15 protein-coding genes and 1 tRNA gene are annotated in these 15,716 nt (G+C 54.0%); 10 read left to right on the forward strand and 6 right to left on the reverse strand.

The features are described 5' to 3' along the window. The first annotated feature begins 10 nt into the window (after positions 1-10). Genes VI01_RS00430 through yejF form a run of 3 tightly spaced genes read left to right on the forward strand, consistent with a single transcriptional unit; the run spans position 11 to position 3,710 of the window. A complete protein-coding gene (locus tag VI01_RS00430; protein WP_034824974.1) occupies positions 11-1,102 on the forward strand; it encodes a microcin C ABC transporter permease YejB in 1,092 nt (363 codons plus the stop codon). After that, on the forward strand, positions 1,102-2,127 hold the full coding sequence (locus VI01_RS00435) for an ABC transporter permease (protein ID WP_038645813.1): 1,026 nt from the start codon (positions 1,102-1,104) through the stop codon (positions 2,125-2,127). Before VI01_RS00430 ends, VI01_RS00435 begins: the two co-directional genes overlap by 1 nt. After that, positions 2,124-3,710 carry a microcin C ABC transporter ATP-binding protein YejF gene (gene yejF, locus VI01_RS00440; RefSeq protein ID WP_045813618.1) on the forward strand — a complete coding sequence of 529 codons (1,587 nt, stop codon included), beginning with the start codon at positions 2,124-2,126 and terminating at the stop codon, positions 3,708-3,710. Before VI01_RS00435 ends, yejF begins: the two co-directional genes overlap by 4 nt. Here the strand turns inward: yejF and VI01_RS00445 are convergent. The 3 genes from VI01_RS00445 to rsuA all read right to left on the reverse strand — a co-directional run bounded on the left by VI01_RS00445 (position 3,707) and on the right by rsuA (position 6,373). Then, the gene (locus VI01_RS00445; protein ID WP_034824977.1) at positions 3,707-4,033 is read right to left on the reverse strand and encodes a hypothetical protein; all 327 of its coding nucleotides are present in this window, start codon (positions 4,031-4,033) and stop codon (positions 3,707-3,709) included. The genes yejF and VI01_RS00445 overlap by 4 nt on opposite strands. Before the next feature lie 414 nt (positions 4,034-4,447). Next, entirely contained in the window at positions 4,448-5,638 is a 1,191-nt protein-coding gene (locus tag VI01_RS00450; protein ID WP_038645809.1) for a Bcr/CflA family multidrug efflux MFS transporter, read from the reverse strand. Between the two features lie 12 nt (positions 5,639-5,650). After that, positions 5,651-6,373, reverse strand: coding sequence for a 16S rRNA pseudouridine(516) synthase RsuA (rsuA, locus tag VI01_RS00455; RefSeq protein ID WP_045813619.1), 723 nt, complete (start codon positions 6,371-6,373; stop codon positions 5,651-5,653). Between the two features lie 168 nt (positions 6,374-6,541). Here rsuA and VI01_RS00460 point away from each other — a divergent pair, with 168 nt between their 5' ends. Beyond that, positions 6,542-8,296, forward strand: a complete 1,755-nt coding sequence (locus VI01_RS00460) for a DEAD/DEAH box helicase (protein WP_045813692.1) — start codon at positions 6,542-6,544, stop codon at positions 8,294-8,296. Between the two features lie 128 nt (positions 8,297-8,424). After that, entirely contained in the window at positions 8,425-8,709 is a 285-nt protein-coding gene (gene rplY / locus VI01_RS00465) for a 50S ribosomal protein L25 (protein WP_034824983.1), read from the forward strand. 57 nt (positions 8,710-8,766) lie between these two features. On the opposite strand, the gene yejK is transcribed toward rplY, so the two are convergent. Beyond that, positions 8,767-9,771 carry a nucleoid-associated protein YejK gene (gene yejK / locus VI01_RS00470; protein WP_045813620.1) on the reverse strand — a complete coding sequence of 335 codons (1,005 nt, stop codon included), beginning with the start codon at positions 9,769-9,771 and terminating at the stop codon, positions 8,767-8,769. Positions 9,772-9,929: 158 nt separating this feature from the next. Between yejK and VI01_RS00475 the strand changes: the two genes are divergently transcribed. The 3 genes from VI01_RS00475 to VI01_RS00485 all read left to right on the forward strand — a co-directional run bounded on the left by VI01_RS00475 (position 9,930) and on the right by VI01_RS00485 (position 12,081). Continuing rightward, positions 9,930-10,157 (forward strand): YejL family protein, encoded by a 228-nt coding sequence (locus tag VI01_RS00475; protein WP_034824987.1) that lies wholly within the window; start codon positions 9,930-9,932, stop codon positions 10,155-10,157. Between the two features lie 23 nt (positions 10,158-10,180). Beyond that, entirely contained in the window at positions 10,181-11,932 is a 1,752-nt protein-coding gene (gene yejM / locus VI01_RS00480; protein ID WP_045813621.1) for an LPS biosynthesis-modulating metalloenzyme YejM, read from the forward strand. 72 nt (positions 11,933-12,004) lie between these two features. Further along, positions 12,005-12,081, forward strand: a tRNA-Pro gene (locus VI01_RS00485). A 53-nt stretch (positions 12,082-12,134) separates the two neighbouring features. On the opposite strand, the gene VI01_RS00490 is transcribed toward VI01_RS00485, so the two are convergent. Then, a complete protein-coding gene (locus tag VI01_RS00490; RefSeq protein ID WP_045813622.1) occupies positions 12,135-12,686 on the reverse strand; it encodes a GNAT family N-acetyltransferase in 552 nt (183 codons plus the stop codon). A gap of 210 nt (positions 12,687-12,896) precedes the next feature. On the opposite strand from VI01_RS00490, the gene VI01_RS00495 reads away from it, so the two are divergent. Both VI01_RS00495 and VI01_RS00500 read left to right on the forward strand, forming a co-directional pair. Beyond that, positions 12,897-13,100: a hypothetical protein gene (locus VI01_RS00495; RefSeq protein ID WP_045813623.1), complete on the forward strand. Its 204-nt coding sequence runs from the start codon at positions 12,897-12,899 to the stop codon at positions 13,098-13,100. An 80-nt stretch (positions 13,101-13,180) separates the two neighbouring features. Further along, a complete protein-coding gene (locus tag VI01_RS00500) occupies positions 13,181-13,906 on the forward strand; it encodes a 4'-phosphopantetheinyl transferase (protein ID WP_045813624.1) in 726 nt (241 codons plus the stop codon). Between the two features lie 155 nt (positions 13,907-14,061). Here VI01_RS00500 and VI01_RS00505 read toward each other — a convergent pair whose 3' ends face one another. Then, positions 14,062-15,714 carry a multidrug ABC transporter permease/ATP-binding protein gene (locus tag VI01_RS00505; protein WP_045813625.1) on the reverse strand — a complete coding sequence of 551 codons (1,653 nt, stop codon included), beginning with the start codon at positions 15,712-15,714 and terminating at the stop codon, positions 14,062-14,064. Positions 15,715-15,716 lie beyond the last annotated feature (2 nt).

The raw sequence follows: 15,716 nt of genomic DNA on the forward strand, positions 1-15,716 counted from the left end.
GGAGAGCGGTTTGGGTTCCTATTTCCTGCGCAGGTTACTGCTGATTATTCCCACGCTGTGGGCGATCATCACCCTGAACTTTTTTATCGTGCAGATTGCGCCCGGTGGACCGGTGGATCAGGCGCTGGCGAATGCGCAATTTGGCCATAGCTCCGGTTTTTCCTCGGGCAGTGCTGGAGATGTCGGCGGGCGCGGTGCGCTGGCGCATGATAATCCGGGCGACAGCCAATATCGCGGCGCGCGTGGCCTTGATCCTGAGGTGATTGCAGAGATCAAGCACCGCTACGGCTTTGATAAACCGCTGCTGCAGCGCTATGGCGAAATGCTGTGGAACTATATCCGTTTTGATTTTGGCGACAGCCTGTTCCGCAGCGCCTCGGTGCTTCAGCTCATCAAAGAGAGCTTGCCGGTTTCCATCAGCCTGGGCTTGTGGAGTACGTTGATCATTTATCTGGTCTCGATTCCGTTAGGGATTAAAAAGGCGGTGCGCAATGGCAGCGCTTTCGATATCTGGAGCAGTACCTTTATCATCATTGGATACTCCATCCCGGCATTTCTGTTCGGCATCATGCTGATTGTGTTGTTTGCCGGTGGCAGCTATTTCGACTGGTTCCCGCTACGCGGTCTCACCTCGCCGCAGTTTGATACGCTGCCGTGGTACAGCAAGATAGGCGATTATCTCTGGCACATCACGCTACCGGTGCTGGCCACCGTCATTGGCGGGTTTGCCACCCTCACCATGTTGACCAAAAACTCATTCCTCGATGAGATCCGCAAACAATACGTGGTAACGGCACGCGCCAAAGGACTGGATGAAAAACGTATTTTGTATGGACACGTGTTTCGCAACGCCATGCTGCTGGTGATCGCCGGTTTCCCTGCCACCTTTATCAGCATGTTCTTTACCAGTTCGGTCTTAATTGAGGTGATGTTCTCCCTCAACGGACTCGGCTTGCTGGGTTACGATGCCACCATTCAGCGCGACTATCCGGTGATGTTTGGCACGCTCTATATCTTCACGCTGATTGGCTTGCTGATGAATATTCTCAGCGATCTGACCTATACGCTGGTCGATCCGCGCATCGATTTTGAGGGGCGCTAATGGGGTTATCGCTAATCAACCAGCAGCGCTGGCAACGCTTTCGCCATAACCGCCGTGGTTTTTGGTCGCTGTGGATTTTTTTGCTTATTTTTGTGCTTTCACTCGGTGCGGAGTTACTGGCCAATGACAAGCCACTGCTGGTGCACTACCAGCAGCGCTGGTACATGCCGCTGCTGTTCAATTACAGCGAGAGTGATTTTGGCGGCGACTTTGCCACCCCGGCCGATTACCAGGACCCCTGGCTAAAACAACGGATCGATCAGCAGGGCTGGGCGCTGTGGGCACCTATTCGTTTCAGTGACAGCACCATCAATTTCGCCACCGATGTGCCCTTCCCTTCTCCGCCCTCGAAGCAGAACTGGCTGGGTACTGACGCCAATGGTGGTGATGTGCTGGCGCGTTTGCTTTACGGCACACGCATCTCGCTGCTGTTCGGCATCTTGCTGACGCTGTTCTCCAGCGTGATCGGCATCGTGATCGGTGCCGTGCAAGGCTATTTTGGCGGCCGTGTCGATCTGGTTGGCCAGCGTCTGATTGAAGTGTGGTCTGGTATGCCGTCGCTGTTTTTATTGATTCTGCTCTCCAGTGTGATTCAACCCGGCTTCTGGTGGCTATTGCTGGTCACCGTGGTGTTTGGCTGGATGAGCCTGGTGAGCGTTGTGCGAGCCGAGTTTCTGCGCACGCGTAACTTTGATTATGTGCGTGCGGCGCGCGCGCTCGGCGTGAGTGACGGGCGCATTATGCTGCGTCACATGCTGCCGAACGCCATGGTGGCCACGCTGACCTTCCTGCCCTTTATTTTATGCGGTTCGATTACCACCCTGACCTCACTGGATTTCCTTGGCTTCGGCTTGCCGGTGGGTTCTCCTTCGCTGGGTGAACTGCTGTTGCAGGGCAAGAACAACTTACAGGCGCCGTGGCTGGGACTCTCCGGCTTCTTCGCCCTCGCGCTGCTACTCTCGCTGTTGATCTTTATCGGTGAAGCGGTACGTGATGCCTTTGATCCAAGCCGGGGGGTGAAATGAGCCTGTTAAGTGTCAATCATCTCGCCGTGGCCTTCAATCAGCGCCGCGTGGTGGAAGATATCTCTCTGCAGATTGAGGCCGGTGAAACTCTGGCGCTGGTCGGAGAATCCGGTTCAGGCAAAAGTGTCACCGCGCTCTCCATTATGCGCCTGCTGCCGCAACCGCCTGTGACGTATCCGCAAGGTGAGATCCTGTTCAATGGCCAAAATATTTTGCAGGCCAGTGAGCGTGAAATGCGCGGCCTGCGTGGCAACCAGATGGCGATGATTTTCCAGGAACCGATGGTGTCGCTCAACCCGCTGCATAATGTTGAAAAGCAGCTGTATGAGGTGCTGTCTCTGCATCGCGGGATGCGTAAAGAAGCGGCGCGCGGCGAAATTCTCAGCTGTCTCGATCGCGTTGGCATCCGCAATGCAGCATCACGCCTCGGCGATTTCCCGCATCAGCTTTCCGGCGGAGAGCGTCAGCGCGTGATGATTGCCATGGCGTTACTGACACAACCAAAACTGCTGATTGCCGATGAGCCCACCACCGCGCTGGATGTCACGGTTCAGGCACAGATTCTGCGCTTGCTGCGTGAACTGCAGCGTGAACTGAATATGGGCATGCTGTTCATTACCCACAACCTCAATATCGTCCGCCAGCTGGCGCATCGCGTAACGGTGATGCGCAATGGCCGGGAAGTGGAGCACAATCTTTGCAAGCCGCTGTTCAGCCAGCCACAGCATCCCTATACACGTGAATTACTCGCCGCAGAGCCGGATGGCCAACCGGTGCCGCTTATCAATACCCAACCGCTGCTGCAGGTCAAAAACCTGCACGTGGGTTTTCCGATTAAACGCGGATTGTTCAAGCGCAGCGTGGCGGAAAAAACCGTACTCAGCAATCTCAACTTCACACTGCGCCGGGGTGAGAGCCTTGGGTTGGTGGGAGAATCCGGTTCAGGTAAAAGCACCACTGGATTGGCACTGCTGCGTTTGATTGCCGCGCGCGGTGAGATTTGGTTTGACGGTCAGCCGCTGCATAGCCTATCGCGTAAACAGCTTTTGCCGCTGCGTCCGCATATTCAGGTGGTGTTTCAGGATCCCAATTCATCACTCAATCCGCGCATGACGGTACAGCAGGTGATTGCGGAAGGACTGGCAGTGCATCGTCCTGAATTAAGTGCTGCCGAGCAGGAAGCGAAAGTGATTGCCGTGATGCAGGAAGTAGGACTGGATGCAGAGAGCCGTTCACGCTATCCCGCCGAGTTTTCCGGTGGACAGCGCCAGCGTATCGCCATTGCCAGGGCGCTGATTCTGGAGCCGCAATTAATCGTGCTGGATGAACCGACCTCTTCGCTGGATCGCTCAGTGCAGAAGCAAATTCTCACCCTGCTGCGCCGTTTACAGCAGGAGCACCAGTTAGCGTATCTGTTTATTAGCCATGATTTGCAGGTGGTGCGCGCACTCTGCCATCAGCTGATTGTGCTACGCCAGGGTGAAGTGGTGGAACAGGGAGAATGCGAAGCGTTGTTTAACGCACCAGCCAGCGATTATACGCGTCAGCTTTTGGCCTCCGCGCAGGGTGAATCGTTAACTTAATGACCTTCAAAGGTTTCTGCGATGGCAACGCCCTGATTTTTCAGGCAACAATTGGTCGTGCTTTCATCACCGCGCTGAATCAGTAAACAGGGTTGCCCTTCGCACAGCGCAATTTTGCATTCGACCTGAATCTGCGCCAGCGTCTCTTGCAGCTGGTGCAAAATTTCCAGTGCGGGATGCCCATCGTGGCTTAACAGACGCAATGCGACGAGATCTTCATCGTGCACACCATTTACCGCTTCCTGACGCTCAATTTCACCAACATGATCGGCTGACCAGCGATAATGTTGCGGTAAGCGATGCATAACCGAAAGTTGCAGCATAGTTACAGTCCCCAGAGACGTTAACGCTTATTCACGACGACGGCGATTACGCAGTGAATCCCTACCTGGTAAACTCAGAATACGGACGTCAAGGTTTGCCTTCTCGTTTTAAACACAAAGCATGTAGCAAAGTTATTATTTGCGAGCTTTCTCGCATTTATGCCTATGTGTACCTTGTTCGGCGGCAGTTAACAATCATTTTAGACGCAATATCGTTACTTTTTTACCCCTTAATTTTCACATTATGGAAACATTAAGCATAACGAATATGTGGGGATTCGCGAGTGGGGCTGAGGAATAGAACGCTTGCAGCAAGTGGGAATGTGATTGCGGCGCGGTTTTAACCACGAAGTCATTGGCTCTAAAGCTCAGCGAACTCCGCGATAAACCGCGCCGTCAGAGGGATGTGCAGAATTACGTGTGGCGTGGACGTGCGGCGTAGCTAAACAACACAATGGAGACGGTTGCGCACAGGGCAATGGTCGCCACCATCGGCCAGGCGCTGTTAATACTCACCAGTGACAGCAATGCGCCCACCAGCGCCCCCACGCCAAAGCGTAAGGTTCCGGCCAGCGACGATGCGGTGCCTGCCATATGCGGAAACTCATCGAGAATCACCGCCATCGCGTTCGAAGAGACCGTCGAGACGCAGCCAATAAACATCGCTACGCCAAACACCAGCGACAGGAAACCCAAATCCAGCGCACTGGCAATCAGCAGCCAGATACCCATTGCGAACTGAATAATCAGCCCGATACGGAACATCGCCAGCGGCCCAAAGCGGCGTACCGCACGGCTGTTAATCAGCGTCATGACAAACAGGAACACCACGTTAAGGCCAAAGTAGTAACCAAAGTTTTGCGGTGAAACGTGATTGACTTCGATGTAAACAAATGGCCCGGCGTTGAGGAAGGTAAACAGCCCCGCAAATGAGAAGCCGCTTGCCAGCATATAACTGAACGCACGTTTGTGGCGCACCAGCGCCACAAAGTTACTGATTGTGGTACGCAGATGGAATCGCTGCCGCTGTTCAGGCTTCAGCGTTTCACGGATCTGTGTCACCACCAGCACAGTGGTGATCAATGCGGCCACGGCCAGCGTCCAGAATATCGCGTGCCAGTTCCACAACAGCAACAGCCAACCGCCGATAATCGGTGCCAGTAACGGCGCAATGGTGGTGACCAGCATGACAAACGACATCATGCGCGAGAAATCCTCTTTCGAGTAACTGTCTCGCATCAGCGCATTAATCACCACGCTGGCCGCTGCCGCCGACAAACCGTGCAGGAAGCGCATAAAGATCAGTTGATCAATGGACTGTGATAAGGCGCATGCCGCTGCGGCGCAGGCAAAGATTAGCGTGCCCAGCACAATCACCGGTTTACGTCCGTAGCTGTCCGCCAGCGGGCCATACACCAACTGCCCGATAGCAAACCCCAGGATGTAAAGGTTAAGCGTCATCTGCACGCTGCCTGCCGAAACGGCAAATTCGCGAGCAATTTGCGGCATAGCCGGCAAATACATATCAATGGAGAGCGGCATCAGCATCGCCAGCAATCCCAGAATCACGACTAAACCTACCGGTGAATTCTTTTCCTTACGCACCGCTCTCTCCCGCTACTTGCGTTTTTTCAACTCTTCTGGCAGGCCGATGCTGTCGACCTCTTCTTCCGTGAGTTCACGGTATTCACCTTCAGCCAGATCGTCATCCAGCACAATCTCACCAATGCTTTCGCGATGCAGCGCAGAGACATGGTTGCCCATCGCGGCAAACATGCGTTTGACCTGATGATAGCGGCCTTCCGTGATGGTTAATCGCGCGGCCTTTTCATCCAGGATCTCCAGCACCGCCGGTTTGGTCAGTTCTTTCTCATTGTGCAGTTGAATCCCCGCCGCAAATTTCTCCACCAACGCAGGGTCAATCGGCTCTTCGACCTCAACCAGATAGGTTTTTTCGAGGTGATGGCGCGGAGAGGTAATACGGTGTGACCATTGACCATCGTCCGTCAGCAGAACCAGACCGGTGGTATCGATATCCAGACGTCCTGCCGCATGCAGCTTGAAGGCAGCGGGTTCTTCCATGAAGAACAACACGGTAGGATGATCGGGATCGTCAGTGGAGCAGACATAGCCCTGCGGTTTATTCAGCATGAAGTAGCGAGGACCGGTTTGCACCACCAGTGGATTGCCGTCGTATTCGATTTCGTCGTCTGGCAACACTTTGTAGCCCGCATCGCGCACCACTTCGCCGTTAATAGTGACTTTCCTGGCGCGGATTTCGCGGCCGGCGATAGCACGGCTGACTTCCAGCTGCTGAGATATGAATTTTTCGAGTCGCATGAATTCGCTTTTGCCTGTTACTACGGAGGGAATTGAAACGGTGTTTTTAAACCGTTAAAAAAGTGTGGGCAGTATAGCTTGATCCTTCGCCTGCTAACAGTACCGCGCCTGCGTTTCAGCTGTTTTCATGGCATAATGCGTGCCCGTTTGAAAAAAAAGTTTGTCCTGATGTCCTTCACCCTGCGCCCATACCAGCAAGAGGCGGTTGACGCCACGCTCCAGCATTTTCGCCACCACGATGCGCCGGCCGTGATCGTGTTGCCGACGGGTGCCGGTAAAAGTCTGGTGATCGCTGAACTGGCGCGGATTGCCAGAGGCCGCGTGTTGGTGCTGGCGCATGTGAAAGAACTGGTCGAGCAGAATCACAGTAAATATCAGGCGTATGGTCTGGAGGCCGATATTTTTGCCGCCGGTTTGCAGCGCAAACAGAGCGAAAGCAAAGTAGTTTTTGGCAGCGTGCAGTCGGTGGCGCGCAATCTGGATCGCTTCGACAGTGCCTTCTCCCTGGTGATTGTTGATGAGTGTCACCGCATCAGCGACAACGAAGAGAGCCAGTATCAACAGCTGTTCGCCCATCTGCGACAGCACAATCCGCAGCTGCGGCTGCTTGGGCTGACCGCCACCCCTTTCCGCCTCGGTAAAGGCTGGATTTATCAGTTTCACTATCACGGCATGGTACGCGGCGATCAGCACGCGCTATTCCGTGACTGTATTTATGAATTGCCGCTGCGCTACATGATCAAGCACGGTTTCCTTGTGCCGCCCGAACGGTTAGATATGCCGGTAGTGCAGTACGATTTCAGCCGACTGATCCCGCAAAATAACGGCTTATTCAGCGAAGCCGATCTCAATCGCGAATTGAAGCAGCAGAATCGCGTGACGCCGCACATCATCAGACAGATCGTGGAATTCGCGGAAGATCGCCGTGGTGTGATGGTGTTCGCCGCCACGGTAGAACATGCGCGTGAAATTTTATCTCTGTTACCGGAGAACAGCGCGTTGGTGTCAGCGGAAACCGTGGTGAAAGAACGCGATCGTTTGATCAGCGAATTTAAAGCGCAGCAGTTAAAGTTTTTAGTGAACGTCGCGGTGCTGACCACCGGCTTTGATGCGCCACACGTCGATCTCATCGCCATTCTTCGCCCTACTGAATCTGTCAGCCTGTATCAGCAAATCGTCGGGCGCGGCCTGCGTTTGTCACCGGGCAAAACCGATTGCCTGATCCTCGATTACGCCGGCAATCCGCACGATCTCTTTACACCGGAAGTCGGTACGCCAAAAGGCGCCAGTGACAACCAGCCGGTGCAGGTGTTCTGCCCCGCCTGTGGTTTCGCCAATACCTTCTGGGGAAAAACCACCGAAGATGGCCACATCATTGAACATTTTGGCCGTCGCTGCCAGGGCGTGATGGAGGATGATGAGGGCAATCGTGAACAGTGCGACTATCGCTTCCGCTTTAAAAGTTGTCCCGACTGCGGTGCAGAAAACGATATTGCGGCTCGCCGCTGCCATCAGTGCGATCGTATTATGGTCGACCCGGATGATATGTTGAAAGCCGCGCTAAAACTTAAAGATGCACGCGTGCTGCGCTGCGGCGGTATGACGCTGGAACAAGGGCGCGATGAGAAAGGCGAATGGTTAAAAGCGACCTACTTTGATGAAGATGGCACCAGCGTCAGTGAACGTTTCCGTCTGCAAACGCCTGCACAACGTAAAGCCTTTGAGCAACTGTTTATGCGCCCACACCAGCGCGCACCCGGCGTGGAACTCGGTTGGCAAACGGCTGCGGATGTTATCGCTTTGCAGCCACTGCTGCGTCATCCCGATTTTGTAGTGGCACGCGCGAAAGGTCATTTCTGGCAAATTCGCGAGAAGATGTTCGATTATCAGGGACGTTATCGACGCGCGAATGAGCTGCGTTAAGCGACGGAATCATTTGCCCGCGTCTTCTATTGCGGCTATAATGCCGCCCGCTTTTGCATCCGTAAAAGCATATGAATAACCGTCTGTTGCTGGGTCGCCTGTAGCAGAAATGATTGAAGAGAAATCAAATGACCACTTTCAACGCTGAAGTACGTAAAGAGCAGGGTAAGGGTGCGAGCCGCCGTCTGCGTGTAGCAAATAAATTCCCAGCCATCATCTATGGCGGAAACGAAGCTCCAGTTGCTATCGAACTGGACCACGACGTTGTAATGAACCTGCAGGCTAAGCCTGAGTTCTACACCGACGTGCTGACCATCGTTGTTGATGGTAAAGAAGTTAAAGTTAAAGCTCAGGCGGTACAGCGTCATCCGTTCAAGCCAAAACTGCACCACATCGACTTCGTTCGCGCTTAATCGCCAACGAGTTGAAAAGAGAACGCCGCTTACGCGGCGTTTTTTTTTACCTGGAAATCAGTTTCCGCCGGTTCGACGCTGTAACTGATCGCGCAGATTAGGTGGTGTCCCTTTGATGGTCAGGGTATCGGTCGCGGGATCCCAAAAGATGCGCTCACCCAGAAGCATGGCATCAAAATTCAGCGTCAAGCCGCCACCGCTGCCAGCAAACTTGGTCAGCTGGCGCAATGTGCTACGGTCAGCCGGGAAATGCTCTTCCAACTCGTAACCCTGCTCCTGGGTAAAGGCCTGGAATGTTTTCTCTCCCAGCGGCGGCAGTTCACTGGACAAATCTTCCAGCGCAATCTCCTCACCTGCCTGCAGTTGGTCGTTGCAGTAGCTGTAGACCTGCTGACGGTAGTTCTGGCGCTCGTTCTTATCGAGATTCGATTCCGCGCAGTAATCATCTACCGCCTGCAGCAAACCCCGGTTCTGTGCTTTCGTATCCAGGCCTACGCTGGCACCGAGGAAATCCATAAAGAAATCGGCCACCTTGCGCCCGACACGTCCGCGCAGGAAGGTCAGATAACGGGTGGACTCGGGATTGGTTTCCCACTCAGTGAGATCAATACGCGCCACAATATCCGCATGATTGATGTCGAGATAATGGGTGCTGCTGATATCCAATTCCTCATTGACGCGCATGCTCGACTGGCTGCTCAGCATCGCCACCAGCAAGTACTCAACCGCCAGATAACGATAGTGCAGGAACAGCACCACGCCACTTTCCGCAAACGGATATTTGCCCAGCTCATCACGCAGACGGCCAGTCGCCGCACGGCTGAAAGCCAGAAAGTCATCTTGCCCTTTGCGGCAGTTACGCAGCGCATCGGCCAGTTCGCTCTCTTCATTGAACAAACCGTAAGCCTTACTTTTGGCGCTGTACACCCGATGCAACTCTTCCGCCATCTCTTCTACCGCACGGGTCGTCGGCAGTAATGTGTCACGCAGGACCAGCTCAAGCTGATTTTCATCACGTTTAACTAACTGATGCAGGGCAATCTGGTCGATATCCAGACTCATGGTAGACTCTCCTTTAGGCTCAGGCGCGTATTCAAACACCGCCCGCCGCTGCTTTCAACTCTACGCACAAACTGATCGCTCTGCTTGCGATTTAATTGCGGAAAAAAGCGCGTTGTTACGGTAATATACCGCCTTTTCACACTTGATTAGTCGACGATATGCCACAATCATCCCGTTATAGCGACGAGCGCGTAGAGAAGCTTCTCGCGCAGATGGCGCAGATTCTTGAAAAAGACAAAGCGCCAACCGACCTTTCCCTGATGGTATTAGGGAACATGGTAACCAATTTGATTAACACTAGTGTCTCGCCGGCCCAGCGCCGCAGCCTGGCGAAATCTTTCGCGGAAGCGTTGCAGTCTTCCGTTCGCGATGACAACGCCCACTAAATTGCAGATCTGACCTCATAAATATGGTAACCAACCGGCAGCGCTATCGCGAAAAAGTCTCCCAGATGATCAGCTGGGGGCACTGGTTTGCTCTGTTTAATATCATCTTCGCGCTGATTTTAGGTAGCCGCTATCTGTTGGTTGCCGATTGGCCTGCGTCACTCGCGGGCCGTATTTATGCCTATACCAGCTGGATTGGCCACTTTAGCTTTATCGTGTTCGCCGGTTATCTGCTGGTGATTTTTCCGCTCACCTTTGTGGTGATGTCACAGCGATTGCTTAGGGTGCTGTCGGCGATTATCGCCACTGCCGGGCTGACGCTGATTATGGTCGATAGCGCGGTGTTCAACCGCTTCCATCTCCACCTGAATCCGGTGGTGTGGGAGTTGGTGATCAACCCGGACCAAAGCGAGATGGCGCGTGACTGGCAGCTGATGTTTATTAGCGTACCGGTCATCTTCCTCGTGGAGATGCTGTTTGCCACCTGGAGCTGGCAGAAGCTGCGCAGCCTGAATCGACGCTCATTTGGTAAGCCGCTGGCCGCGCTGTTTATCTGTGCTTTTTTTGCCAGCCATCTGATGTATATCTGGGCGGATGCCAATTTCTATCGCCCGATTACCATGCAGCGCGCCAATCTGCCGCTCTCCTATCCGATGACCGCACGACGGTTTCTTGAACGCCATGGCTTGCTGGATGCGCAGGAGTATCAGCGTCGTCTGGTGCAACAGGGCGATCCTGAGGCGCTGTCAGTGCAGTATCCGCTTAGCGATATCACCTTCCGCGATGGCGGCACGCGCCACAACCTGCTGCTGCTGACCGTTGATGGTTTGAGCCATGACAATCTGGATAAGGCACTGCCGTCGCTGAATCAGTTTGCCAGCGACAACGTACGCTTTACCCAACACTACAGTGCCGGGATTGCGCCGGAGAAAGGCATGTTCGGGCTGTTTTACGGCATCTCCTCTAGCTATATGGATGGCGTACTTGCCGCGCGGATGCCTTCGGCGTTACTCGGTGCGCTAAATTCGCAGGGATACCAGTTTGGTCTGTTCTCCTCCGATGGTTTCAGCCAACCCTTGTATCGTCAGGCGCTGTTAGCGGATTACAGCTTGCCTGAAGCTGATTCTCAGCCAAACAGCACGACGGTGAACCAATGGCAAAACTGGCTCAACGGCCAGAAAGCCGAGGGTGCGCCCTGGTTCTCATGGATTTCACTTGATGGCGTCAACGTGACTGGCGAAAGCATTAAAGCGCGTCAGCGCAGCTATTTGCGCCAGGCTAACAGTGTTGATGAGCAAATTGCGGCCGTACTACAGACGCTGAAACAACGCGACTTACTCAAAAATACCGTGGTGGTGATTACCGCTCAGCGTGCAGTGACGCCGGAGAATGATGACAATCCGGGTAACCGTGCAACGTTGCAGGTGCCGCTGGTGGTGCATTGGCCGAATACGCCGGCGCAGACCATCGATCGTCTGACCGACCAGCAGGATGTGATGACAACGTTGATGCAACGTCTGCTGCATGTGCGCACCAATCCAGCCAACTATTCACAGGGTGAAGACCTGTTTGCTGCTCAGCGCAGCCACAACTGGGTGGCCAGCAGTGAAGAGGGCAAACTGGTGGTGACTACGCCAACCGTGACGCTGGTGCTGAATAACAACGGCAGTTACAGCGCCTACGATGCACAGGGCCATAAGCTGAAAGATCATAAACCGCAGCTGGCGTTACTGCTTCAGGTGTTGACAGAAGAGAAGCGCTTTACCGCAAACTGATTAATAATGAGGCAGTTAAAACCTGCACATATTGCAATCGCGAGCGGAACCAGTAGACTACTTCTCCACGTTCGGCACGTAGCGCAGCCTGGTAGCGCACGGTCATGGGGTGTCCGGGGTCGGAGGTTCAAATCCTCTCGTGCCGACCAAAATCCTATAAAAAAGCAGCCCTTAAGGCTGCTTTTTTGCTTTCTGAAGGCCGCTATCCTTTATCACGCTGCGCCAGCCACTCGTCACGCGTCAGCTCCCAGGTACCCGCCGGTAACTCGCCCTCAACAAAAGTTTTGCGATAGGTATCCACTAACCGCATGCCGGTGCGTTCCGAGATGCGACGAGAAGCCAGATTATCCATCGCCTTGGGCACACGCAGACGCGTCTGGTCGAGATGGATAAACCAGAATTCGGTGACTGCTGCGCAGGCTTCACTCATCAATCCCTGCTTCTGCCATTCAGGCACCAGCCAGAATCCCCGGTTATCTTCCGGCCCCAGACGTAGTGAGATTAAACCAATCAGACTGTTGGGATCAGATCGATGGCGAAGGCTCCAGTGCCACGCCTGCCCTGCTTTCATTGCGGGCAGCGCCATGCCCTCAATATATTGACGGGCACCATCAGCGGGATAAGGCCAGGGCACAGAACCTATCAGATGCCGCACGATCTCCCAGCGCGGGAAAACCTGCTGTACCTGAATCGCATCTTCTCTTCGCAGCGGTTGCAGCAGTAAACGGGGCGTTTCCAGTCGGGGTATTTCCATGACAACCTCCTTGGTTAACCCATTCAGTATTATCGTAAAACGGCCGGGGTGGGAATGCTTCTGGCAAATAATCAGTCAGTTACCGTAAGCAATCAAAGCGGAGCGGGATCACATTTTTCGTCAAATATGACAGCATTTCATCTGATTGAAACAAAACTGTCATACAGTTTAATTACTCTTATCCTTCCTGTTTTTCGATGGACACTTATTATGGTCATCAAAGCTAAAAACCTGCAGGACGCGGAAGAACTCCTGCATTCAGGTATCAGTAAAGTTGAACTGGCTTACAATATCGGCAGCGACGATTTTTTCCGCCTGGCTTCGCGGTGGTGTGACCGCGGTGCACGTATAACCAAAGGCAACGAGCACTTTGTGGTACAGATTAAAGGCATGTCGATTCCGCCTAATCACTAAACGTGGGTGAGCCGCTTTGGCTTGCTCTTTTCACGGCTGACGGGTAAAAATAGCGTTTTAACCGTCAGCCGTGATGCTTAATGTTTGCTTCTGAAATTCCCCTGGCACTGCCCCCCTCCCCGTTTATCACCGCTGCGGCTATGGCAAGCTCTCCGCTCCCTATTGCGTGGTGTGAATTTAATCAGCAGGCCTGGCACAGCGATCTGCATCAACACTGGCAACTCCCGCTACCACTGGCGCTACACAGTGCCGTCACCAAGCGTAAAGCTGAGCATTTAGCCAGTCGCTGGCTGGCGCAGCAGATGCTGGCACGCTTCGCGATGCCTGACTTTATCCTGCGTAATGCGCCCGATCGCTCGCCGGTATGGCCAGTGGGGATTCAGGCCTCACTCTCGCATTCGCAGCAAATGGCCGTCATCGCGGCAACGCAGGCGCCCCTCTGTATCGGCGTTGATGTCGAGCAAGTGATGGCAGAACAGACCGCCGAGGAAACGGCGGAGATGCTGATGAGCCGTGCAGAACGTCAACGGTTAGCCGCCGCTGCGTTGCCGTTTGCAGCAGCGGCCACTTTGCTGTTTTCGCTGAAAGAGAGTGTCTATAAAGCGTTGTGGCCACAGTTGCATCAGCCGATGGATTTTCTGCAAGCGGAGTTGCTGGAGTGGGATTTGGCGCAAGGCCGCGCCACGGTCACTTTGACGCAGGATTTTTCACGCGAGTTTAACGCCAACACACGGCTGCAGGCGCATTTCTGGCAACGTGGCGACCGCGTTATCACACTGATCGCTCATCCACTGAGCAACCCATAAAAAAACCGGCTCAGAATCAATCTAAGCCGGTGACAACACAAGACGACAGAAGTGTTCCAGGGAGACAGAGACGAGGAATCTCTGTTGAAACTTACCTTACCTGCCTGACAACACCTTGCCCAATAAGGGTTTTTGCTAAGCTATCCCAGCTGACGTTAATGACCCGTGTCAGTGCGCTTTACCGCATCTAGCGTGGCCATTTCACGTTCATTGCCCGTCAGTTCACTCAACTGGCCTTCGCGCATCTCCAGCAAGCGGTCAGCATGGATGAAGTAGTGATCATCATGGCTGATGGCGAATATTGTTTTGCCCGATGCCTGTAGCCAGGGCAGCAATTCACGGTAAAAGATACGACGGAAATGCGGGTCCTGATCGGCAGCCCACTCGTCCAGCAGCAGGATGTCGCGTTCCTCCACCGCCGCCAGAAGCAGTGCCAGTCGCTTACTTTGCCCTTTAGAGAGTTGCAGATTCAGCACCTTATTGCCTTGCAGCTTCAGTTTGTCCTGCATCTTCAGGCGTTCCAGCCACTGCTGCACCAGTCCAGGATTCGCTGGCTGACCGCCGTGACTGATCAGGCGATCAAACAAATGCACATCGGTAAACACCGCTGAGAAGTGTTTGCGGTAAGCATCGAGGTTATGCCAGTCAACCACTTTGCCATCCAACAGCAAACTGCCTGATTGTGGCTGGTACAGGCCCGTGAGCAGCATCGCCAACGTGGATTTACCGCTGCCGTTGCCACCAATCAGGAACACTAACTCACCACGATGCAGCGTCAGATTAATCGGGCCAACCTGGAAACCGTGATCGCCATAATGGAAGCAGACATCGCGCAGTTCCAGTGTTTGCCAGTCACTCACCTGTGGCAGCGCTTTGAACTGTGCATCGTAAGGCGCGAGATCGAAGGTGTTGATTTTACGGAAGGCGACCTGAGCGCTCAGTAAGGTCGGCAAGGCACCCACCGCAGCCAGCAACGGCGTACGCAGGAACAACAGCGTCAGTGAGTAAGTCGCGGCCACCGCCGTGTTCGCCCAACCCAGCCCATTGGCCATAAAGAACACAATGCCAATTGCACCCAGCATCATGATATTTGACCAGTTAACCGCGCTGAGGTGGAAGGTGTCGGCACGAACGATATGATGACGATAGCTTTTGGCGTTTTCCTGATACACGGTGTCGTAAATCAGTTGAGCACGCTCGCGGTTAAGCTGTAGCTCTTTACGCCCTTCAATGATGGTCTGGAAATCACGGTAAAGGTCGTCTTCGATTTCACGCAGTTTCGCCATGTGTTGATACACACGTGATACCAGCAACCAGCCGCCCACCAGGGTGATGACTAACCACAGCGAGGTCAGCAGCAACATTTTAGGTGACAGCCACGCCAGATAGAGCGCGGAACCCAGGGTAATAATGATGCCCTGAATCAGCTCCGGCAGGCGGACAAAGGCGATGGTGATCGCACGCACATCACTGGTGAGTCCCGCCAGCAGTTGCGCGTTACCTATCTGCTCAATGCGCTCGACGCGCGTATCCAGAATACGCTTGATGAACTCGCCGCGCAGGCGCCAGACAAAGTGATGGCCAAGCTGAGTTAATGCCAGTTGCGAACCCAGCGTCACGGCCATCAGCAGAAACAGCTGCCCCAGAAAACTCGGCAGCACAGAAATCGAGGTATTCACCGCGACGATCAGCTCGTTATTGATATAGGCGATTAAGCCGATGCCGAGCGCGGCGCTTAACAGCGTCAGCAGAATGACGCCAATAAAAGGCCAGCGATACTGGCGATAAACCACATGCAGCAATGCCATTA

This window comes from Pantoea sp. SM3 (genome assembly GCF_000963995.1).
Taxonomy (GTDB): domain Bacteria; phylum Pseudomonadota; class Gammaproteobacteria; order Enterobacterales; family Enterobacteriaceae; genus Pantoea; species Pantoea rwandensis_B.